We start from the raw sequence: 21739 nt of genomic DNA on the forward strand, positions 1-21739 counted from the left end.
TCGATCGGCTCAAGCCGGCTTCTGCCACTCCATGATGTGAAAATACGGCACGCGACGATGACTTGCGATCCTCGCGGGATCGCCTGCCGTGGGCTGTGGTTCGACGAACAGGCGCAACTGGAGGCCCTGATCGAGCAGCAGGGTCATATAGGTGCTGAGTGGACGGTGCCAGTTCTGGACACGGATGCCGCTCCAGCTGACCCAGATCGGCCGCTCGTCCATGTAGTGATCGATCGAAAAGCGTGCGACGCCTTCACCGTCGCGCGTCCAGCCGTCGGGCTGGCCTGCGGTATTGAAGCTCGTCAGGTTGGCGATCAGCAATGTGCCGCCCGGCCGCAGCGCCGCCGCCATCTTTGCGATCGCGGCCGCGAGATCGGGCATGTCGATCAGGCTGAGATAGCTGACCACGAGATCGAAATTCGCATCGACCTCCATCGTCTCGGCACGGCCGAGCCGGTAATCGCCATTCGGGTCGAGCTCTTTGGCGCGCATGAGCAGTGCATCGGTCGGATCAATACCGGTGGTGCGGATGCCTGCGCGCTGCATGATACGGCAAAAGCGGCCCTCGCCGCAGCCGACGTCCAACGCACGGAGGAAGCCGCGCCCCTCGACGCGCGCGCGCATCGGCGCATCAAGCACGCAGCGGCGGCCATAGTCACCATCCTCGCCTTGCTCGACGATCCAGGCGGACGCAGAGGCGCTCCAGCCGTCGCTGACATCCTCGCTCATCGCACTACCCTCGGGAGTTGGCCGCCCGCATCGCGGGACGGCTACTGACCACAGATTGGATCAGAGTACAACACATGAGGTAGCATGCGCTGCTGCCGCAACAGGATCTGCGGCGTCCCGGCGGCGCGAGGCCGCCGGACTTTGGACATCGAGCGGGCTCAGGCCGCGCGCACGGTCCGCAGGAATTTGCCGACTTCGTCCTTCAGCCGGGTGCTGTCCGTCGCCAGCATCTTCGCGGTCGACAGCACCTGCGAGGACGCCGATCCGGTCTCGGTCGCGCCGCGCTGGACGTCCGTAATGTTGGTCGAGACCTGCTGGGTGCCGTGCGCGGCCTGCTGCACGTTGCGCGAGATTTCCTGGGTCGCGGCGCCCTGCTCCTCGACGGCTGCGGCAATGGTCGAGGACACCTCCGACAGCCGCTCGATGGTGGCGGAGATGTCGCGGATCGCCGTCACCGATTCCTGGGTGGCGTTCTGGATGCCGGAGATCTGCTGGCTGATCTCGCCGGTCGCCTTTGCGGTCTGCTCGGCCAGCGTCTTCACCTCGGAGGCGACGACGGCAAAGCCGCGGCCGGCCTCACCGGCGCGCGCCGCCTCGATGGTGGCATTCAGGGCGAGCAGATTGGTTTGGCCCGCAATGGTGTTGATCAGCTCAACGACGTCGCCGATCCGCGTCGCCGCAATCGAGAGCTCGCTGACGCGGTCGGTGGTGGCGCGGGCCTGGTTGACGGCCTCGCTCGCCATCCGCGCGGATTCCTGCACCTGCCGGCTGATCTCGTTGACCGAGGACGACAATTCCTCCGTGGCGGTCGCAACCGACTGGACGTTGCTGGTGGCCTCGCCCGAGGCGACCACGACCACGGAGGTCAGCTCCTGGGCGCGCTGCGCGGTGCTGGCAAGCGTTGAGGACGACGCCTCGAGCTCGGTGGAGGCAGATCCGACAGTATCGATGATCTCGCCGACCGCGCGCTCGAAGCCATCGGCGAGGTTGACCATGTCGCGGCGGCGCTGCTCGGCGGCCTGCTTCTCGGCTTCCACCTGCGCCGCCTTGAGCCGCTCGACCTCGAGCGCGTTGGTCTTGAACACCTCGACCGTCTTGGCCATCTCGCCGATCTCGTCGCGGCGGTCCTTCTCGGGCACTTCGGTCTTCAGGTCATTGCGCGCCAGGCCCTCCATGGCGAGCTTGAGCCGTGCAATCGGACGGGACATCGCCACGAGACCGATGAAGAGCGCGATCGCGATGCCGATGATCAGGCCGCCGGCGCTGACGCTCAATACGGTCCAGATCGCGGATTTGGCCTCGCCCTCGATGGCTTCCTTGCGCTGGGTCACGGCCTTGGCCGTGTGCGTGAACTTGGCAACGCGTTCAAGGGCCGCATCGATCAGCGGGTCACACTCCTTGTGAGCACGATCAGCCGCCTTGGCATTGTCCTCCGGGCTGGTTGCCGCCGCGCCGGCCCGCAGCACCGGATCGCAGCCTGCAAAGACGCCCTTCAACTGCTCGCCGACGCTCCTCGTTTCGGCCGCGCGCGCCGGCTCGTCCTGCTCCGCAGCGGTCAGATATTGGCCGATTTCATTGCGGTTCTGGTCCGCGATTCTGAGGCGATTGGCGTTGCCGGCCTCGGTCGACTCGGTGAACACGGCATAGAGCGCGGCGTGATAGGTCTCGATGCGGCGCTGGGCGCGTATGAGGTTGAGGGAAGCAGACTGCATCGCTGTGACTTCGCTGAAGCCGTCGACCGTCGCCGACAGTTCGCGAATGGCAAACGCGGCAACTGCAAGCAGGGCAACGCCCATCACCGTCACAATCAGCGCAACTTTCATTACGATCCTCAAATTATTCAGAATGCTCATCGCAGCCGCCTTCAAACACTTGGTTCCAGCACTGGAACTCCCATTGCGCGATTGGAACCGAAGAAAATTAACATTTGATAGAAAATGTCGTGGATGCCGTTAGGGGAAAATACCCAATGGGGCGCGTCAGTAAGCCTGGCGTAAGCTTGAGCCTACTTTCAAGGCGTTCCGGCATCCGCAAAGGGCAATTCGCGCCCGCGCTAGCGATCCCGGGAGACCTCGTGGCCGTCATCGGTCCGGGCTTGAGCGCGCACCAGATCCTCGACGAAGGCGATCACCCGCGCCCGCTTCTCCGGCGGGAGTGACAGAAAGGCGCGCACGAGCCGCAGGCCCTGCGCTTCGTTTGACGGGTCGGCCGTGGTGTCCATCGGTGCAATGTCAGACGTCCGGGAAAAATATGCAACCCCCCTGGCGCGCACCGTGCTTGATTCGCGGCCCCGGCTTTGGTGAAATAGTGCCAACAGGGTGGTGGATCATGAAGTGGATCAGGGAGCGCGACGCACTGATCGCGCAAACACTGGCCTTCGTCCAATCGGTGTCCGGCAAGAAGGACGATCTCCGTCAGCGGGATGACGCTCCGGCTGCGCCGGTCCTGGCGACGAAGTTCGTCTCCGTCGAGCCGGCCACCGCCACGGTCGAGCCGCAAGAGGCCGAAGCAGCGCCGCAGCCCTATCCTGTACCTCCGCCCCGGCTCGGTGGCGATTTCCGCAGCGAGATGCAGGCACGTATCGCCAGCTTCAGACAGCATCAGGAGCGCTTCGAGCGCGAGCGGGAGGAATATTGTGCGGCGACCCTAAGCAGGGTCCGCGCCGCGATCAACGACCCTTCTCTCCGTCCGGAAGCCGACAAGTGAGGCTGCCGCCTCGCGGCCCAAAGAGCTTAGAGCCAAGACCTTAGAGCCAAGACCTTACAGCCAAGACCTTACAGCCAAGACCTTACAGCCAAGACCTTACAGCCAAGACCTTACAGCCAAGACCTTACAGCCAAGACCTTACAGCCAAGACCAAACCAGCCAGAGATTGGCCGCGCAGGCGCTGAATAGTCCCAGCGTCAGTGGCAGGAGCATGTGCCCGCAGCAGGTTTTCAGGTCGGTCGTCATGGGCGGAAACATCCGCTGATTCCGCCAAATGAGTCCCCAAGTTTCTTTTTCTCCGGATTCAGGACTCGTTAAGGACTCAGGGCCCGGCTGAAACTGAACCGCATCACCGGCCCCATCACGGCCCCGTGATCGAACCGGAACCGCTCGACCCATGAAGCCGTTAACGCGCTTTCCGGAGCGGAGATCATGCCCTACGCCCTGTTCTGCAATGACAGCCAGATCAGCAAAGCCTATCCGGATGAATGCGACGTCTGGAAGCTCGCGCAACGCAGCGGCCTGGTCGTGGACATCGGCACCGACGATGAGCGGCCGGGTCCGCGAAGGGTGCTCGACAACGACTACGAGATCAAATCCTGCCGGGCCGCCCAAGGCGAGGACCCCGCCCAGAACAAGGCGGACGCTGACCGGGAATCCGGCATGGAGCTTCAGCTCAATTCGTAAGGTCTGGCAGAGGCGCGATCGCCAGAGAGGCCTGCTCACCCGCGATCGCGACACAGGCCTTGCGGCGGTGCAGCCCGCGGATCGCCCCGGTCACCTTCAGCACCTTGCCGGGCGCACAGGAGGCGTCCTTCACGAAGGCGACCTCGTAAGGTGCCAACATCAGCGGCTCGGATTTGAGGATTGTTTGGGCAGAACACGGCACGGCGATCATGCATGAGACCACCACCACCGACGCCAACATACGCATGTTCGTTGTCCCACCAGCCGGCAATTCAGTAATAACGCTTTCCAGAGCGCGAGTTCCGTAAGCCGCAAAAATTATTTTTGCTTTACTCGATCCCCGTGACACCAGTGAGAAAGCCCGTGCCGGACTGTTTGCTTGCAAATGACGCGCCAGATGGTTCACATAATCCAAACAACCCGGCCAAACGAAAGGCCGGCGGGAAGCCGGCCTTTCTCGAATCGTTGTCGTGCTCGTCCGGTCGGCTCAGTAACGCGAGGCCGCCGGACCGCCCCAGCCGAAACGGTAGTTCACACCGACCTTGACGGTATGCTCGTCGTCCCGACCGCGGACGCCGACGATGTCGGCCGGACCCGACGTGAAGGTGGTGCTGCCGAAATTATAATACTGGTATTCGGCCTTGGCCGACCAGTTCGGCGCGAACATGTATTCGAGGCCGGCGCCGACGGTGTAGCCGTCCTTGCTATTGCCGGTGGCGGTGAAGGTCTGCGGGACGCCGGCGATATTGACGCCGAGGCCGCCATTGCGCCAGGCGTAGCCGCCCTTGGCGTAGAGCAGCGTCGGACCCCAGGTGTAGCCGATGCGGCCGGTCACCGAGCCGAGCTGGTCGGTGTTGGAGGTCACCTGCGTGCCCAGCGGGAACGTGACACCGTTGTTGTTGGTCGGCAGCCAGGAATACTGGGCCTCGATACCCAGGACCCAATTGGGCGCGAACTGATAATCGAAGCCGCCCTGCACGCCGCCCATGAAGCGGGCGTCGCTGGATCGGAAGGTGGTGTCGCCGGCGAAGGCGCCGCCGACATGGCCGCCGATGTAGAAGCCGGTCCAGTTGTAGATCACCTGCGGCGGCGTGTAGGCCGGAGCCTTGGTGTAGGTGCGCGGCTGCATGTCGGCTGCGGCCGCCGGTCCGGCCAGCGCGAGCAGAGCTGCTGCACCGAGCAAAATCGTCTTCATGGCTATCCCCGTTCTTTCATTTGCGACACTCGGGAAACAACGTGGCTTGAATTGGGTTGCTTCGCGGCGATGCCGGAACGTTGATCGTTCCTGACTGTGACGGAGCGGCAACATCGCGATTTTGTTCCGTCACGCCCCCACCGCAGACAGATATTTTCGTCCGCGCGGGTCTTGCCGTAACAATTCGTCGCGAGGCAAAAGCGGCCCGTTCAAAGCTCGCCAAAATGTGATGCAGCGGCTCCGGCGGCTGCTGTTCTAGCACCACCCGATGAAGGTGGGCTTTGCACTATCGCGTCATTTTTTCCAGTTCCGGAAAGGGCGCGTAAACCGCACCGGCGCAGAGCTCGCTTGCGCGCTCGATGACGCGATCGGCCCGGCCATTGACGTAGATGATGGCGCGCTCGCGCATCGTCTTGTAGCTGCCGTCGGTCTCGCGGGGCGTGAAGTGCAGGCAGCTGACATAGAACTGCCGGCCACCGACTTCCCGCAGCACCGGATCGGCCATGCTGGCGTCGCGCACACCGACGGGATTGTTGAGATAGCTGCGCATCAGGGCCAGCGCATCGCCACGAAAATTGTCGGGAAACGGCTGAGGCCCTCCAGCCTGGGTCCCCTCCATCAGGGACGGTCGGTCGCCATCACTGCCGAAACAGGCGGTGAGCGCCAAAGGCAGCACCAGGATCGCCGCGCGTTTCGCCAATCGCCCCAAGAATCAAACTCTCCGGCCACCCGCTTCAGAATATGTTCTAGCCTCGAGGTTGCGCAAAGGGAATTCGCTTCCGCCAGCCTGCAGACAGCGCACCGGCCCGCCGCCAGCTCCTCGCGCTTTCGCGCCAGGCATGACGAACGGGCCGGGCCTGAACTCCAGGCGAGACGACGGGGCAATGCCAGGGATGCCGTCTCGCCAGGACCAGTGGTTAGCTGCGCTTCTCGGTGGTCACCGGCTTGGTGAGACCCGACTGCGTCTTCAGCGACTTCTTGACTGACAGATGCTTGTGGTGATGGCGATGCGTCCGCACCATCTTGCGTTCGTCGGGCGTAACGGCGGCGTTCGCGTTCATCGCCTTGGTCTTGGTATCGAGCTTGGCATCAGCCTTCACATCGGCCTTTGCACCCGACTTGATGTCGGCGGTCTTCGCGTCGGGCTTGACGGCAGTGGTCGAGACCTTGCTCTGGGTCTGGTCCGCCTTGATCACCGGCGCTGTCGTCGTGGTCTTGCCGGCTTCAGCGGCGAAGGCCGGGGCTGCGATGACGGAAGCTGCGAGCAAGGCTGCGGAAATGGTCTTCAACATGGTGGTCTCCTCTTGAAGGATCTTGAGGCGGCGCCCTCTCGCCAACTCTTCGATCATGGAGGAGAGCCTAAATGGCGCGCGCTGAACCCGCTCTGAAGCGCACGGCCAGCTTCCGTTCATCTGGATGACAAGTTTGTTATCTTTGCCGGGAATTCGGCCGGGCGACGGCCGGGAATGTTTTTGCCGGCCGGGTGTTCCGGTCTTTGGGCAATCGTGTAGGATCGCCACGTTCCATACGGGAGAACTTTTATGCGCAAACTCTCAACGCTTCTTGTGCCGGGACTTGTCGCCATGAGCTTGGCGGCCGGGCCGGCCCTGACCAGCGCCTATGCCGCGGGGAGTGACGAGCCCTCCTCGCCACCGAAGTCGGACACCTCGACCAAGAAGGGCAAGAAGAAGAGCTCCTCCGTCAACGATCCCAAATTCCTGGCGGCTTATCGCACCGCCTACACCACGATCTACGACAAGAACGACTATGCCAGCGCGATCGGCCAGCTGAAGTCGCTCAACCGCGACGACGTCGCTGACGTTGCCAACCTGATCGGCTACTCGTATCGCAAGCTCGGCGACTACCAGTCGTCGAAGATCTATTACGAGATCGCGCTGAAGGACGATCCGAACCACGTTCGCACCTGGCAGTATTACGGCCTCTGGCAGCTCGAGCAGGGCAACCGCGAGCAGGCGCAGTACCACCTGAACAAGATCGCCTCGCTCGCCGGCACCGACAGCTCCGAGTATCGCTCGCTCGCCGCTGCGCTCGACAAGCCGACCGGCGCGACGCTGGTCTACTGAGACAACCGGATCTTGGCATGGCGCCAACGGGCACAACCTTAACGGTTGTGCCCGTTCTGCTTTCTCGGCTAGCCTTGCTCACCGATCCCCCTCGCCAACCGGTAGCGCAATGGACAATTGGCTGCGATCCGCGATCGACTACATCGGCTCCTGGATTGAATTCCAGCAAACCACGTTCGAGCAACCCGGCGTCATGGTCGCATTCGTCCATCGCGGCGAGGTCGTCGCCGAACATGCCTTCGGGCTTGCCAACCTCGACACCGGCGAGAAGCTCACCCCGCGCCACCGCTTCCGAATCGCCTCGCATTCTAAGAGTTTTACGTCAGCCGGCATCATGAAGCTGCGCGAGCAGCGCAAGCTAAGGCTCGACGATTCCGTCGGCCAATATGTCGGCGGCCTGCATCCACGCATCGCCGAGACGACGATTGCGCAAGTGCTCTCGCATAGTGCCGGGCTGACCCGCGACGGCGCCGATTCCGGCCAGTTCGTCGACAGCCGTCCCTATCTCAACGCCGAAGAGCTGCTCGCCGAGTTGAAGCTGCCGACCGCGATCGAGCCGGGCACGCGCTTCAAATATTCCAACCACGGCTTTGGCCTGATGGGCCTCGTCATTGAAGCGATCACGGCGGAGCCCTACGCCGCCTGGATCAAGCGCGAGATCATCGTACCTGCAGGCCTGCGCGAGACAGAGCCGAGCGCCCCGCTTCCCAAGGAGGCATTGTTTGCACGCGGGCATACGCGCAAGCTGCCGATGGGCGAACGCTGCGTGATCCCAGGCGATAATCCTGCCCACGCAATGGCGTCGGCCGCGGGCTTCGTTGCCACGGCGGCGGACACTGCACGGTTCTTCGCACAGCTCGCGCCTAATGCCAGAAAGAGCGTGCTGTCGGTCGCGAGCCGCCGCGAGATGACGCGCAACCATTGGCGCATCCCGCAGAGCTTCGAGGCCTATTACGGTCTCGGCGTCAACGCCGGAAAGACCGACGGCTGGGACTGGTTCGGCCATGGCGGCGGCTTCCAGGGCTACATCTCGCGGACCTGCTCGATTCCCGAATGCGAGCTATCAATCAGCATTTTCAGCAATTCCATCGACGGCGCGGCACCGTTCTGGATGGACGGCGCGATGCAGATCCTGCGCGTGTTCAAGACCCGCGGCGCACCTGACAGCCGCGTCCGCAACTGGACCGGTCGCTGGTGGACGATCTGGGGCGCGACTGATCTCGTGCCCGCAGGAAACCGCGTGCTGGTCGCCAATCCGCAGTTCAACAATCCCTTCATGGATGCCGGCGAAATCGAAGTCACGGGCCGCGACACCGGCAAGCTCGCCTGGGCCGCCGGCTATTCCAGCCATGGCGAACCGGTGCGCCGCGTCCGGGACAAGCGCGGCAAGGTCAGCGATGTCTGGCTTGCCGGCGCCAACATCAAGCCAGCCAGCGTCGTGGCGCGCGAGATGGCGCGCCGCTATCGATCACGCAGGAAACGCCCTACTCCCTGATCAACGCCTCGACCTCGCTGCGAAACGCCTGCCGCGAGCCGTCGCGCGAATAGAACATGTGACCGCCGGGATAGACGACGAACTTCACGCGCGACGTCGCGAACGCCGGCAGTTGGTCGAGCGCTCGCTGGGTGCCGAAATAGGGCGTGGCGAGATCAAATAGCCCGTGAGCGACCAGCACGTTCAGCTTCGTGTCGGTCGCCAGGATCTGGCGCAGCTCCGACAGCGATTGCGGCGGGTTGATGCCGCCGCCGAAATCCCAGTTGTGCTCGACGGAGCCGTTGAGAACCTCATAGGAGCCATCGGGCCGCCAGTTGAGTTTTCGCGTCAGAACATCGACCGCCGCGCTCGTCAGGGGCGCCTGCAACGCATCGCCCGACGGATCGCCGAAGCGCGAGCTACTCGAATCCGGATAGGGATCGAGACCGCGCACCGAAGCATCGTAGCGTCCGGTTACGATGCCGTTCTTGCGGTCGAGTTCGCGGCGGAATTCGCCGACGTCGAAGCGGCCGGCGAGCCTGCGGCTCACCGCCTTGTCGATGCCGGTGAGTTCGGCGACCCTGTCGGCCAGGCGATTGGTCGCATCCCTGTCCGCCTCGCCCTTGACGAGATCGGCTAAAAATTCGCCGCGCGCATAAGCCTCCACATCGGCGAGATCCGCGCGCTTGACCGGTTCCTTGGCTTCGCGCGCCACCGCCACATAGCTCGGCAGTGTCGCGACATATTGCAGGAGGCTCGTCCCCGTGAACTCGCGGAAGTCAAGCAATGGCGACACCAGGATCAATCCCCTGACGCCGACGCCATGCTGAAGCTGCAGCTGGCGCACGACCTTTGGCCCGCGAATGCCGCCATAGCTCTCGCCGGCAACGTATTTCGGCGAGGTCAGCCGGTTGTGCTTCTCAAGCCAGCGGCGGATCACGAGCGCGATTGAATTGACGTCACCATCGACCGAATAGAACCGTTTTCGCGCATCCTCGCCGCTCGCCAGGACGCGGCTGTAACCGGTGCCGACGGGATCGATGAAAACGAGGTCGGTGAAATCGAGCCAGGTCTCCGCGTTCGGCTTCACCTCAGGCGACGCCGATGGCGCCAGCCCCTCGCCATCCAGCGGCAGCCGCCACGGCCCGACAGCGCCGAACTGAAGCCACGCCGACGAGGCGCCGGGCCCGCCGTTGAACAGGAACGTCACCGGGCGCGTGCCGCGATCGGCGCCGTCGAGTTCGTAAGACGTGGTGGCGATGTCGGCCAGCGGATCGCCCTTGTCGTCGAACACCCGGATTGAGCCAGCGGTCGCGGCGAAGTTGAGCGTTCGACCGGGCAGATTGAGGGTCTGCTTGGTCGTCGAATCTGCGGGGAGACGACGATCGGAAGCCGAAACCTGCGTCGCATTCTGTCCGCTGCCGGCGCGCCCGCCCTTTTGTCCCGCGTTCGCCGCCGCCTCGCTGTGCGACTGCGGCGGATCGTCGGCGCGCGCTGGGCCTGCGAGCGCAAAAAGCGACAGCGCCAGCACCAGTCTCGTCCGGCGCAGCAAAGACAACCTCATGGCCATGCCTGTTCTCCCCTGCCCCGCTCGCGGCGCGTCAGCCGCCGATTTAGCCGCCAATTACGACGGTTTGGGGGATCGAAGGCCCTGGACGGGCGTCCCGTGTCCTTGGGCCCGGCTTTTGTCCTGAACCATGCCGCCTCCACGACGTCAGTGTTTGCTTTGTCGGGCCGTGATCCTCGACAATGCAGGCCAAGGTCGTATAGACGACCTCGGCGGAATTTTCTCGAGCCTGCGACACCTGCTGGAAGCCATGACCAAGCCATCGCGATACGACCGGATCGCCTTCGTCGCCAGCCCGGGCAGCGAAGCACAGGCCGCCTTCGGCCAGCTCACCAAGCAATATGGCAATTGCGCCCCGAACGAAGCCGACGTCGTGGTGGCGCTCGGCGGGGACGGATTGATGCTGCAGACGCTGCACCAGCACATGCATACGGGAAAGCCGATCTACGGCATGCACCGCGGCACAGTCGGCTTCCTCATGAACGAATACTCGACGGTCGACCTGCGCGCCCGGCTCGAAGCTGCGCATGAATCCGAGATCAATCCGCTGCTGATGCGCGCGACCGACGTCGAAGGTCGCGTTCATCTGCATCATGCCATCAACGAGGTCGCGCTGTTCCGGCAGACCTACCAGGCGGCGCGCCTGCGTATCCTGATCGACGAGCGCGAACGCATGGCCGAGCTGATCGCCGACGGCATCATGGTGGCGACGCCGGCCGGCTCGACAGCGTACAATCTGTCTGCGCAGGGCCCGATCTTGCCGATCAACGCCGCATTGCTGGCGCTGACGCCGATCAGCGCTTTCCGCCCCCGGCGCTGGCGCGGCGCGCTGCTGCCCAACACGGCCTACGTCGTGATCGAGGTGCTGGAAGGCGACAAGCGCCCGGTGGCCGCGGTCGCCGACCACGACGAGGTGCGCGATGTCCGCCGCGTCGAGGTGCTTGCCGACCGGACGATTGCGATGCGGATGCTGTTCGATCCAGGCCACAGCCTGGAAGAGCGAATCCTGCGCGAGCAATTCGGCGCCTGAACCGTCCGGCCGGCACCCTGCCGAAGGCCCGGTCGCAACGCTTCGTTAACCCTCGGCACGATATGGTTAACGAAGGTTGACCGCTTTGGCCCGGGCGTCATGTTTCGCATCGACTTCAACAAGCTGCGCTTTCTCGTCTGCGACGACAATCCGCACATGCGCCGCATCCTGCGGACGCTGCTGCATTCGTTCGGCGCGCGCGAAGTCTACGAAGCCGAGGACGGGGCCACCGCGCTGGAAATGTACAGCCATTACGTGCCCGACATCGTCATCACCGACTGGGCGATGCCGATCTTCGACGGGCTCGAACTCGCCCAGATGATCCGGCAGCCGGAATCCAAGGGCAACCCCTACGCACCGATCATCATGCTGACGGGTCACTCCGAGAAGCGCCGCGTCACCGTCGCGCGCGATGCCGGTGTCACCGAATTCCTGGCCAAGCCGATCTCGGCCAAGGGCCTCTATCAACGTATCCTCAACGTGGTCGCCAGTCCCCGGCCCTTCATCAAGACCAAGACCTATTTCGGCCCGGACCGGCGCCGCAACACCAACTCCGCGTATATGGGCCCGGAGCGCCGCGTCGGTGAAAAGCACGAGGTGCTGCAGCAGCCCTCTCTGCTCGACAAGGCCCGCTCTTCCATCTAACGCAACGTCTCCAACGACGAGGCAGGCATCATGGCGAAGAACAGCGCGAAAGACATCGACGTCAAGGCCTTCGCCACGCACCATGTCATCACGCAACCCAACCCGCTGCGTCGAGTTTTGCGCCGGGTCGAAGCGAAAGACATGGACGATCCGGTCGGCCGCGCCGAACAGGCGCTGGCGGGCCTTGCCGGCCAGTTCAAGGACTGGATGGCGACCGAGGTCAACCGGCTCTCGGCAGCCTATGTCGCGATCCGCAACGACGGCTTCACCAAGGCACGGCGCGACGAGCTGTTTCACGCCGCACACGACATCAAGGGCGACGCCGCCACGTTCGGCTTTCCGGCTGCGGCGGGTGTGGCCGAGAGCCTGTGCCGCGTCATCGAGCACGCGCCTGACATCGAGAAGGTGCCTGCCGAGCTGTTCACGCACCACATCACCGCGATCCTCGCCATCGTGCACGAAAACACCAAGCTCGACAGCATCAGCGTCTCCGCCGAGCTCAGCCGTCGCCTGCGCAAGGTCGCCGACGATTACCTCGCCGACGTCAACCGCGACCGCCCCGAGCACCTCGAAGTGATCATGGCGCCGAGCATCGTGCCGACGGAGTAACGACTACCCTCTCTTGCCGTCATTGCGAGGAGCAATTGCGACGAAGCAATCCAGAGTCTTTCTGCGGAAAGATTCTGGATTGCTTCGCTGCGCTCGCAATGACGGAGGTTGTAGGTTCGGCTCGAGCTACGCCGCAATCCGATTGTCATACAAGGGATCGATCGCGTCATCCGCGACCAGCTCGTCGCAGAACAGCCTCGCCTCTTCACGCGCGGACTCGGTTGCGAAGCGACGCAGCAGGACCATCAGCGGCTCGGTCGCGCCGCGATCGGTCTCGCAATGGGTGAGCACGCGCTCGACCATGCGCCGGCGCAGCCGGACCGCCGTATCGTCGGTGTCGACAAAGCCCTGCTCGTGACAGGCATCGAGCGCGACCTGGAATGCTGCGAACGTCGTCTCGGGTAATCCGGCGCGGCGAAGCAGCGCGTGCAGGCTGTTGCCGCCGCGGTCGTGCAGCAGCGCGGAGACACGCGCGAGCGGCAGGTGGGCGAGCTCGGCGAGTGCGGCGTCGAACAGGTCGAGATTGCTCGACAGCAACGCGCGCAGGATCAAGCCTGCGGTGAGCTGGCCGGTGATACGCAGATGCTTGACGAGGTCCTGCATATCGTCGCCGCGTGAGCGCGCCGCGATATTGATGGCGGAGCGATCGCGCGCCTCTGATGTCATGCGCTCGGCACGGTCGGCGCTCAGCCAGTTCCGCGCCACGACGAACTGCGCCAGCGTCTCGGAGAGCTTTGCCACCAGCGCGGCACGCGTGGCGGCCGGAATGTCGTCCAGCACCAGCATCGCCTCGCGGATGGCCGCCAGATGGCCATGGCGCTCGACGATGCGATTCCAGGAGAACGGTGCGAGCTCGGCGTTGGGATTTTCGATCAGCTCCAGCGCGGCGGCCGCGCAGCCGACTTCGGCGATGGCGGCGCAGACCGAGACCGGCAACGCGAAGCGCCGGGCGACCGCACATTGTACGTCGTCGTTACCGGTCGCGACGATGTCGACGAGATCGGCATCGATCAGCAGCGGCGAATGTTCGAGCACGGGCAGCGCCACGGTCGGCTGGTCCGCCGACAACGCCCGCACGATCGAGGCCGGCGCATCGGTGCTGCGCGCAAAAGCCTCGGCCATTGCCTGCCGCACGAGCGGCGAGGGATCGTCGAGCAGCATCAGCAGCGCCCCTTCGGCGGCGACGCGATCGTCGTGGGAAAGGTCAGAGATCAGCCAGGCCCGGGCCAATGCCCGTGTTGCCTCCGCCCGCTCACCTGCTGGCGCGGTCCTGATCCAATGAATGAACTGCCGAACAATCATGGTGCTTCCGGCTTACGCAACGAAAAACGAAGCGGTGACGGCTTGTCACCTGCAATACAAAATAAACCACGACGCTTAACAAAGCGTTCACCATAACTGGCTGGTTTTATTGATGATTTGTTAAGGGCTGGAAGCTGCCGAACGGCGCGGTACGCGCTAGCTCGAGAACGTGCCGCTGCGATCGCTGAAGAGATCGAGCGGTTGCGGCGGGCGCACCTCGGGCGTCGCCGAGGCAACGGACATGAGCGAGGCGTTGTTGCCCCACAGTTTTTGCACCGTCGTCGAGACCGGCTGGGTCGCATCGCCGGGCTGATAGATCGAGCGGAATGCGGGCGCAGCCGGCGTATTGTCTGCGACCGTTGCGGACGATGTCGCGCTCACAGCCGCCACGCCACGTGCATCCGGCAAGGCCTGGAGATAGGCGGCGCTATCCACCGCCGGCGCGGTGGGCTGCACGCCGTTGGCGGCGGCGACCTGCGTTGTCGACGGCGTATCGCCATACATCGCCATGGCGCTGCGCGTGGCCTTCCCATTGGCAGCGCTGACGTAGCGCGCATTCAGCACCGAATAGACTTCGGAGACGCTGCGCGCGCGGCCATCCCTGGCGTAGAAGATCGACCGGTTGGAGGACGCGGCGTTGGGAAACAGCCGCGCACCGACAGCCTGCGGATTGTCCTCCGCGTTGGCGATCAGCTTCGCCGCACCGGCGACGCCCATGAAATGCGCCATGTAGAGTTCGCTGTCGGACGGCCTGCGGCCGAGCAGACCGGTGAGCTTGAAGCTGTTGGACTGCGTCAGCGCCGCGGCCATGCTGGATGCGGCGTCGGGATCATCACGCAGCTTCATGATCGATCGCCTAATGAAGGGATCGTCGACGGTGTAACCACCTGACGGCGTCCTGGTGATCGCGTCGGAATAGTTGCCATAACCGAGCTGGGTGCCTGCCTCTTTCACCGTGCCGAGCCAGGTCTGGTCGATGAACTGATAAAGGCCGTGGGCGGACGAGGTGGTGGCGCCGGCCGAGGGATCGAAATCCGATTCCATCTTGGCGGTGGTCAGCATGTATTCGAAGCTGACGCCGGTCTGGCTCGAGGCCTGCTTGATCGCGCCGGCAACACGCCGCGCACCTTCGGTTGCGGCCGTCTGCGAGGCACTGGAATTGTCGACCGACATGATGGCGTGACCGGCCCGCGCGGCGTATGAGCGGCGCCGGCAATTCGGACGCCTGATGGTCCCACCGTGGGACAGTTATGGTTAATGCGGGGTTAACTCGACGACCGCCGTCATTTCGGGGGCTCGCCGCAGATGCGAACTATTTCTTGTAGACCGCGGTCGGATCGAACAGCCTGTCCGCATCGACGAAGACGAGCTTCGACCCGCCGCCCTCGGCCTCGACCTTGCGATAGAAACAGGACCGGCGGCCGGTGTGGCAGGCCGCGCCGATCTGCTCGACGCGAATCCAGACCGCGTCCTGGTCGCAATCGGTGCGTATCTCGACCACGCGCTGGGTCTGACCCGAGGTCTCACCTTTTCGCCACAAGGCGTTGCGTGAGCGGCTGAAGTACCAGGCTTCGCCGGTTGCAATGGTCTTGCGGAGCGCCTCGTCGTTCATGTGGGCGACCATGAGCACGTCCCCGGTGACGACGTCGGTCGCCACACAGGTCACGAGGCCGCCGGAATCGAACTTTGGAAGGAAGGTGAGGCCTTCCTCGATCTCATGGGAGTGGGCGGGCACCACAAATCTCGCCGGTTGTTCGCGAGGTCAGCGCGGCATGCCTCGCACCATGGACAGGAAACGGGCCTGCTCCGCGGGATTGTCGCGGAACATGCCGGTGTAGCGGCTGGTGAAGGTCGAGGCGCCGTGCTTGGCGACGCCGCGTACCGACATGCAGGTATGCTCGGCCTCGATCAGCACGGCAACGCCGCGCGGCTTCAGGATCTCGTCGATCGCGGCTGCGATCTGCGCCGTCAGATGCTCCTGGGTCTGGAGCCGGCGGGCGAAGATGTCGGTCAGGCGCGCCAGCTTCGACAGACCGACAACACGTTCGACCGGCGTGTAGGCGATGTGCGCCTTGCCGTAGAACGGCATCATGTGGTGCTCGCATTGCGACGTGAATTCGATGTCGCGGACCAGCACGAAGTCATCATAGCCGGCAGTCTCGCCGAAGGTGCGATCGAGCACCTCGGCCGGGCACTGGTGGTAGCCCTGATAGAGCTCGTCGAAAGCCTCGACCACGCGGCGCGGCGTGTCGAGCAGGCCCTCCCGCCCGGTGTTCTCGCCGATATAAGCGAGCAGCGTCTTCACGGCGGCTTCCGCCTCCGCACGCGCGGGGCGCGGCTGGTCGGCCCGGACGGCGGCCGCGAGGAACTCAGACGGATCGAGCTCGGGCGGGCGGCTCTCGGGCTGCCGGTCGGAGGGCTTGCCGGGGCGGATAGATTTGATTGCAGCGTCCATGTCTACTCCGTTCGACGGCCTTACGGCCGGAGTGTCACCGGCAGACGGGGCGGACAACCGCCGGGCGCCTGAAGAGAACAGTGTTTGGCGAAAGGGATCCCCACGCCGGCAGCGCAGATCTGGATCACCCACCGACGCACCGCCGGACTGTTTTTCCGCCAGTTCCGACCTATATAAGACCCTGGACGGCCCTCGCCAAGGCCGATCCGACAGGTAAGTGCTGGGCGCGATCACATGCTGAACGACATCTATAACAAGCGGATCATTGAGCTGGCCGGCAATATTCCGCGCCTGGGACGGTTGGCCGACGCCGATGCCACCGCCACCGCCCACTCCAAGCTGTGCGGTTCGACGGTGAAGATCGACCTCAAAATGGAGGGCGACACCGTTACCGATTTCGCACACGACGTAAAGGCCTGCGCGCTCGGCCAGGCCTCTTCATCCATCATGGCAAGTCATGTGGTCGGCTCGACTGCGAGCGAACTCCGTGAGTTACGCGAAACCGTTCGCAAGATGCTGAAGGAGAATGGTGCGCCTCCTCAAGGCAAATGGGAAGACATCAAGTTCCTCGAGCCGGTCCGCGACTACAAGGCGCGCCACGCCTCGACGCTCCTGACCTTCGATGCCGTGGTGGATGCGATCGGTCAGATCGAGGCCAAGCCGAAGCAGCCGGCCCCTGCGCAGGACTAAAGCGAGGCTGAAGCTCTTACTTCTGCGGCGCCGCAGGTGGTGCCGCCACCCCGCCGGTCGGGACCATGGCTTCCGCCGTTTGGGTGGACTTTGCCGGCTGCGGCTCTCCGCCGAACCTCGCCTGCGTCTTCGGCGCAAGCTCGGCAATCGCAGGCGCTGTGACATCCACGTGCGGCAACACGTCAGTCACGAGGTCCGTCGTCACGAGATTGGTCAGCTTCAACTCAGCAGTGTCGAGCTCGTGCAGATCTTCCCACGGCGGCACGTTGAGCGCCAGCGACAACAGGTCTCCCGCTCCGCCCATGTCGAAGGTGTATTTGGCGAGCCGGCCGATATCGCGTTCCACGATCATCAAATCCTGCGCGCTGTAGCTCGCTGCCTTGGCGTCGTCGGCGCGGTCCCCCATCCAGATCTGATGGACGCGGACATGGGCCGCATCAGGCACATAGCGCTTCTTGCCGGCCAGCAGCAGGAACACGCACATGGATTCGCAATAGGCTTCCGAGCCGACCGCGGGACGGGCGCCCTGCCCACTCTTCTGCTGCGTGATGCCGACGGTGGTGAGAAGGCCGAGATTGCGGAAGCGCCGCCCAAGCGTGATCGCGTCGTTGACGGAACCGCCGCTGGAGTCGAGGACAACCGTCGCACCGCCGAGCTGGCGCCCGCGGGCAAAGTCGTCGAAATCCTTCGGCGTATCTGCGGTGATGATGCCCACCGCGCTAACCCAGCCCCGGCAATTGGGCTCGCAGGCAACCCAGCCGAACTTCATCGGCAGCTTGCGCTCTTCGAGCGAGGCGCCGGCGCTGGCCGAGGAACCGAACGTCGCGGCGGCGCTTGCCAGCACGACACCACAGGCGGCGGTTCCAACCAGCAACCAGCCGCGAAGATTGAGCGACTTCAGAAGTTTCAAAATGATCCCTTCCCCAAGCCCATTGGCGCGATTATCCCCGCTTCGCGCTCGATGAGTCGATCATACAGTCGTATGTTTTCATGACTGTCCTAAAAATGGTATCCGGGGGAATACAGCTCGTCCACAGAGACTTGCTGCACTGCTCCCAAAAAGCATGCAAAATATGGCGCGAAAACAACAGCTTGCTGTTCCCTGCGCCGGAACCGTGCAGCACCTCGCACAGGATCTCGGCACAGCGCCTATGAAGCACTCAACCTGCGAGCAATGTTCCGCTCATCTGGCCGACGCACTGCGACTGCCGCGCAGATTCGGTCGCGCGTTGATCTGGCTTTACCGGCACACGCTGTCACCGCTGGTCGGCTACAATTGCCGCCATCTGCCAACGTGCTCCGTGTATGGCGATGAGGCGATCGAACGGTTCGGACTTTGGGCCGGCGGCTGGATGACTCTCGCGCGCCTGTTGCGCTGCAACCCGTTCGGCACCTCGGGCATCGACAACGTGCCACTTGCCGCACCGCAGGGCGCGCGCTGGTACCTTCCGTGGCGCTATGCGCGCTGGCGCGGCGTCGACGCCGACTAGGGTTGCTGCGGTGCTTTGCGCATCGCTGCCCCGAGCGGAACAGGAACTCCGCTCCTCGCGTTGTTGTGATGCTCCCGCGGGAGGAAACAACAATGCGCTGGAAAATCAGCCCTCATTTTCACTTCAGGCCTGGTGCACATCTCGGTTTTAATCCGAGAGATCACGATCCCAGGACGATCGACATGCTCGCGATCATAGCGCTGCTGGTTCTCGTCGTCGGCTCCGGATGGTATCTGGGCTCAAGCCTTGCCACACCGCCAAGCACGACGGCGTTCATCGTGCCGAGCCAGAGCGTGCACTGGTAGCTAAATTAGCGGAACCAGAAGAAACGTCCGGGCGGCGGCGGGATCGGCTCGGGCGGACGCAGTCGCCTGGGCCGCGCGGGCCTGGGCGCCGGTTCGGTGGACGAGGCCGTCTCCGCAGGCGGTGCTTCACTCCCCGGAATTTTCACCGACAGCAGCAGATTCGACTCGTGCATTCGCCAGCGATAACCGACGCCGAAATCGATCGGCTGAGCGCGCGTGAACAGTTCGGCATAACGATCCTGATAGCGACCAGGGAATTCGTTGATCGGCCCCAGATAGCGGCCGAACGGGAAGAAACGCCATTGCCGCGAATTGTAATTGGCGAGCGGAATGCCGGAATCGTCCTGGATGATGGTCGCACTGTTGGCGAGCAGCCAGTCGCGGGCAACGCTGAAATTGCCCGCGTGCAGGAGATACGACGCGCTCTTGAGCAGGCTGTTGCCCGGCCCGAGCGTGTCGCAGAATTTCAGGAAGCCGGCGGCACGCGCGCCGGAATTGGAAAGATCGGTCGAGAAATAATACAGCGTTCGCGACTCGCCGTCGGGACCTGCGAAGGTGATGCGGACGCCCCGCGTGGCGTTCGGCCCCGGATTGTCGTTGCCGGTATGCACCCCGCCCTTGTCATCGAGCGCGACCATCTCGACATTGCGGATCGTTTTGCCGGAGCGCGCCAGGAAGACGTAGAGGATCGGCAAGGTGCCGTTGACCTGGTTGCTGTGCAGGTCGACCTTCATCTGCTTGGTGATGAAGAAGGAGAAACTCAGGATCGAGCCGAGCGAACGCTCGACATTGTAGAGCGCGGCGTCAACCGAGCCGCGCGACAGCTTCGTCAGATCGGGTACCGCGCCAACCGGCTCCAGCGCACCGAGCACGTAGGTACTGGCCTTGGAATAGAAGGCATTGGCGTAAAGGAAATCCGGGCCGCTGAAAAAATAGAACATGGTCGGCCGCGGCGCGGCCAGATTGACGTCCGACCAGCTCCGGATCTTCGATAGCTGCCGCTGCTCGAGCTGGGCGAAGGCGCCGTCGAAGAATTTTGCGTGATGCTGCCAGGCCGGATCCCTGGTGAGCGCCACCAGCGGCGAGTCCGCCGAAGGCTGCATGCCTGCGAGGATGCGCGCGGTATCGTCGAAAGTAACCTCGGCCGCGCGCACGGACGAGATGGCCGCAGCCATAAGGGCGAGACCGACGGCCGCAATTCTCATGGGTCGAAGCATGTCTATTCGCGATGGTGTGACGTGGCAGCGGCGAACGGCCGCCTGCGGAAAACAGCATAAATGAACAGGCCCGCGAGCATGACGAGCATCCCCGACAGCGACTGCACGGGCCGCTCGGTCAACAGGTAGTACATCATGGACGCGGTCACGAGCAGGAAAATGAGCGGTGTGAACGGGTACCCCCAGGCGCGATACGGCCTTGGCAAATCGGGATCGGTGATGCGCAGCTTGATGACACCCGCCACCGTGAAGAACGAGCAGAACAGCAGCGCGAACTGGATGAAGTCGAGCACCGCCTCGAAGCTGCGCGTGAACAGCAGGAGATTGGCGACCGCAAGCTGAAACAGGATGGCGTAAGCCGGCGCGCCGCTCACCGACCGCTTCGAGAACACGCCCAGCGCCGGGATGTCCTCCCCCATCGTCATCATCACGCGCGGGCCGATCCACATCATCGCACTGATCGAGGAAATCAGCCCGACACAGATCATCGCACCGACGATCCGGCCGCCGAGAGGTCCGAAGATCGCGCTGCCGGCGACGCTCGCGACATCGAGCTGGCCGGCCAGCGCGCTGATCGGCGTCGAATAGAGGAACACCGCGTTGAGCGCGACATACAGCACCAGCACGATCAGCGTGCCCGCGAGCAACGCGCGCGGCAGGCTCCGCTGCGGCGTGTTCATTTCGCCGATGATGTAGGTCGCGGCATTCCAGCCCGAGAACGAGTACATCACGAAGACGAGCCCGATCGCGAACGGCGCACTCACGACATGGGCGAGATCGCCCGCTTGCGGCGCAAACGAGATCGGCTGCGGCGTGCCGATGACGAAGCCGGCTGCGAGGAAAGCGACGATCAGCACGACCTTGAGGATGGTCGAGATCAACTGAAAGGTCGAAGATTGCCTGACGCCGGTCAACTGCACGATCGAGACCAGCCACACCACGCCAATCGCGAGCGGGATCGGCGGCAGATCGGGAATGACCGACTTGGCGTATTCGCCGAAGGCCATGGCGGCCAGCGCCACCGGCGCCGCGAAGCCGACCGTCGCCGAGACCCATCCGGCGAGAAAGCCGAAAGCGGGATGATAGGCGCGGCCGAGGAAGTTGTATTCCCCGCTCGAGCGGGGAAACATCGCCCCCAGCTCGCTGTAGGAGAACACGCCGCACAGCGCGACAATGCCGCCAACGGTCCACAACGCCACGATCGGGAAGCCCGAGGGAATGTCCTTGACCTGGAAGCCAAGGCTCGTGAACACGCCGACACCGATCATGTCGGCAACGACGATCGCGGTCGCGACCAGAACGGAAACCCCGGAACCGCCTCCGGTCAGCCGCCCGCTCCAGGGCGCGGTTCCCGCATCTGATGCCGTCATCGGGGTCCTCGAGCCTCAGGCGTCGCGCCTCGTGCAGATTGGTCCAGTCAATTCAAGCAGGGTTAACAAGGGTTAAATGAGGCGATCCAAGATAGGTAATTGGTCACCTTCGATGCCGCTTTGCAGACGATAAACCCGGGGTCTTCAGCGGAAATGCGTCCGGCCTCCCCACAATCGCGACACG

At 63.9% G+C, this 21739-nt stretch carries 25 protein-coding genes; 10 read left to right on the forward strand and 15 right to left on the reverse strand.

Annotated elements, in window-relative coordinates:
* Positions 1-9: 9 nt before the first annotated feature.
* From ACVW16_RS04780 to ACVW16_RS04790, 3 genes are all read right to left on the reverse strand, one after another.
* Positions 10-729: a class I SAM-dependent methyltransferase gene (locus ACVW16_RS04780; protein ID WP_456704237.1), complete on the reverse strand. Its 720-nt coding sequence runs from the start codon at positions 727-729 to the stop codon at positions 10-12.
* Positions 730-887: 158 nt separating this feature from the next.
* Positions 888-2582, reverse strand: coding sequence for a methyl-accepting chemotaxis protein (locus tag ACVW16_RS04785; protein ID WP_456735512.1), 1695 nt, complete (start codon positions 2580-2582; stop codon positions 888-890).
* A gap of 200 nt (positions 2583-2782) precedes the next feature.
* Entirely contained in the window at positions 2783-2950 is a 168-nt protein-coding gene (locus ACVW16_RS04790; protein ID WP_456704239.1) for a hypothetical protein, read from the reverse strand.
* 107 nt (positions 2951-3057) lie between these two features.
* Here ACVW16_RS04790 and ACVW16_RS04795 point away from each other — a divergent pair, with 107 nt between their 5' ends.
* Together ACVW16_RS04795 and ACVW16_RS04800 are read left to right on the forward strand one after the other, a co-directional pair.
* Positions 3058-3435, forward strand: a complete 378-nt coding sequence (locus ACVW16_RS04795; RefSeq protein WP_456735513.1) for a hypothetical protein — start codon at positions 3058-3060, stop codon at positions 3433-3435.
* Between the two features lie 432 nt (positions 3436-3867).
* Entirely contained in the window at positions 3868-4122 is a 255-nt protein-coding gene (locus ACVW16_RS04800; RefSeq protein ID WP_456704241.1) for a hypothetical protein, read from the forward strand.
* Here the strand turns inward: ACVW16_RS04800 and ACVW16_RS04805 are convergent.
* The 4 genes from ACVW16_RS04805 to ACVW16_RS04820 form a co-directional block, all read right to left on the reverse strand.
* Complete coding sequence (locus ACVW16_RS04805) at positions 4112-4369, reverse strand: hypothetical protein (RefSeq protein WP_456704242.1); 258 nt, start codon at positions 4367-4369, stop codon at positions 4112-4114. The genes ACVW16_RS04800 and ACVW16_RS04805 overlap by 11 nt on opposite strands.
* 240 nt (positions 4370-4609) lie before the next feature.
* Complete coding sequence (locus ACVW16_RS04810; RefSeq protein ID WP_456704243.1) at positions 4610-5317, reverse strand: outer membrane protein; 708 nt, start codon at positions 5315-5317, stop codon at positions 4610-4612.
* Between the two features lie 286 nt (positions 5318-5603).
* Positions 5604-6026 (reverse strand): hypothetical protein, encoded by a 423-nt coding sequence (locus tag ACVW16_RS04815; protein ID WP_456704244.1) that lies wholly within the window; start codon positions 6024-6026, stop codon positions 5604-5606.
* Positions 6027-6234: 208 nt separating this feature from the next.
* Entirely contained in the window at positions 6235-6609 is a 375-nt protein-coding gene (locus tag ACVW16_RS04820) for a His-rich protein BRANT (protein WP_456735514.1), read from the reverse strand.
* A 249-nt stretch (positions 6610-6858) separates the two neighbouring features.
* Here ACVW16_RS04820 and ACVW16_RS04825 point away from each other — a divergent pair, with 249 nt between their 5' ends.
* Together ACVW16_RS04825 and ACVW16_RS04830 are read left to right on the forward strand one after the other, a co-directional pair.
* Positions 6859-7401, forward strand: coding sequence for a tetratricopeptide repeat protein (locus ACVW16_RS04825; RefSeq protein ID WP_456704246.1), 543 nt, complete (start codon positions 6859-6861; stop codon positions 7399-7401).
* A gap of 109 nt (positions 7402-7510) precedes the next feature.
* Positions 7511-8896, forward strand: a complete 1386-nt coding sequence (locus ACVW16_RS04830) for a serine hydrolase domain-containing protein (protein ID WP_456704247.1) — start codon at positions 7511-7513, stop codon at positions 8894-8896.
* On the opposite strand, the gene ACVW16_RS04835 is transcribed toward ACVW16_RS04830, so the two are convergent.
* On the reverse strand, positions 8886-10445 hold the full coding sequence (locus tag ACVW16_RS04835) for a S10 family peptidase (RefSeq protein WP_456735516.1): 1560 nt from the start codon (positions 10443-10445) through the stop codon (positions 8886-8888). The two genes, ACVW16_RS04830 and ACVW16_RS04835, sit on opposite strands and share 11 nt — an antisense overlap.
* Positions 10446-10692: 247 nt before the next feature.
* On the opposite strand from ACVW16_RS04835, the gene ACVW16_RS04840 reads away from it, so the two are divergent.
* From ACVW16_RS04840 to ACVW16_RS04850, 3 genes are all read left to right on the forward strand, one after another.
* Positions 10693-11472, forward strand: coding sequence for an NAD kinase (locus tag ACVW16_RS04840; RefSeq protein ID WP_456704249.1), 780 nt, complete (start codon positions 10693-10695; stop codon positions 11470-11472).
* Positions 11473-11571: 99 nt separating this feature from the next.
* Entirely contained in the window at positions 11572-12117 is a 546-nt protein-coding gene (locus ACVW16_RS04845; RefSeq protein WP_008133731.1) for a response regulator, read from the forward strand.
* A gap of 30 nt (positions 12118-12147) precedes the next feature.
* Positions 12148-12726 (forward strand): Hpt domain-containing protein, encoded by a 579-nt coding sequence (locus ACVW16_RS04850; protein WP_456735517.1) that lies wholly within the window; start codon positions 12148-12150, stop codon positions 12724-12726.
* A gap of 126 nt (positions 12727-12852) precedes the next feature.
* Here ACVW16_RS04850 and ACVW16_RS04855 read toward each other — a convergent pair whose 3' ends face one another.
* The 4 genes from ACVW16_RS04855 to folE all read right to left on the reverse strand — a co-directional run bounded on the left by ACVW16_RS04855 (position 12853) and on the right by folE (position 16483).
* Positions 12853-14028 (reverse strand): DUF2336 domain-containing protein, encoded by a 1176-nt coding sequence (locus ACVW16_RS04855; protein ID WP_456735518.1) that lies wholly within the window; start codon positions 14026-14028, stop codon positions 12853-12855.
* 156 nt (positions 14029-14184) lie between these two features.
* Positions 14185-15201, reverse strand: a complete 1017-nt coding sequence (locus tag ACVW16_RS04860) for a lytic transglycosylase domain-containing protein (RefSeq protein WP_456735519.1) — start codon at positions 15199-15201, stop codon at positions 14185-14187.
* 139 nt (positions 15202-15340) lie between these two features.
* Positions 15341-15763: a phosphoribosyl-AMP cyclohydrolase gene (gene hisI, locus ACVW16_RS04865; protein WP_456704253.1), complete on the reverse strand. Its 423-nt coding sequence runs from the start codon at positions 15761-15763 to the stop codon at positions 15341-15343.
* Positions 15764-15790: 27 nt separating this feature from the next.
* Positions 15791-16483 carry a GTP cyclohydrolase I FolE gene (folE, locus tag ACVW16_RS04870; protein WP_456704254.1) on the reverse strand — a complete coding sequence of 231 codons (693 nt, stop codon included), beginning with the start codon at positions 16481-16483 and terminating at the stop codon, positions 15791-15793.
* Between the two features lie 234 nt (positions 16484-16717).
* Between folE and ACVW16_RS04875 the strand changes: the two genes are divergently transcribed.
* Positions 16718-17173, forward strand: a complete 456-nt coding sequence (locus tag ACVW16_RS04875; RefSeq protein ID WP_456704255.1) for an iron-sulfur cluster assembly scaffold protein — start codon at positions 16718-16720, stop codon at positions 17171-17173.
* Positions 17174-17189: 16 nt separating this feature from the next.
* Here the strand turns inward: ACVW16_RS04875 and ACVW16_RS04880 are convergent, their stop codons facing one another.
* The gene (locus ACVW16_RS04880) at positions 17190-18083 is read right to left on the reverse strand and encodes a hypothetical protein (protein ID WP_456704256.1); all 894 of its coding nucleotides are present in this window, start codon (positions 18081-18083) and stop codon (positions 17190-17192) included.
* A gap of 241 nt (positions 18084-18324) precedes the next feature.
* Between ACVW16_RS04880 and yidD the strand changes: the two genes are divergently transcribed.
* Together yidD and ACVW16_RS04890 are read left to right on the forward strand one after the other, a co-directional pair.
* Positions 18325-18663, forward strand: a complete 339-nt coding sequence (gene yidD / locus ACVW16_RS04885; protein WP_456735520.1) for a membrane protein insertion efficiency factor YidD — start codon at positions 18325-18327, stop codon at positions 18661-18663.
* Positions 18664-18755: 92 nt separating this feature from the next.
* Positions 18756-18968 (forward strand): hypothetical protein, encoded by a 213-nt coding sequence (locus ACVW16_RS04890; protein ID WP_456735521.1) that lies wholly within the window; start codon positions 18756-18758, stop codon positions 18966-18968.
* Between the two features lie 5 nt (positions 18969-18973).
* Here the strand turns inward: ACVW16_RS04890 and ACVW16_RS04895 are convergent, their stop codons facing one another.
* Together ACVW16_RS04895 and ACVW16_RS04900 are read right to left on the reverse strand one after the other, a co-directional pair.
* Positions 18974-20185 (reverse strand): hypothetical protein, encoded by a 1212-nt coding sequence (locus ACVW16_RS04895; RefSeq protein WP_456738624.1) that lies wholly within the window; start codon positions 20183-20185, stop codon positions 18974-18976.
* A gap of 2 nt (positions 20186-20187) precedes the next feature.
* The gene (locus ACVW16_RS04900; RefSeq protein WP_456802239.1) at positions 20188-21555 is read right to left on the reverse strand and encodes an APC family permease; all 1368 of its coding nucleotides are present in this window, start codon (positions 21553-21555) and stop codon (positions 20188-20190) included.
* Positions 21556-21739: the final 184 nt, after the last annotated feature.

The organism is Bradyrhizobium sp. USDA 4474, assembly GCF_054057515.1.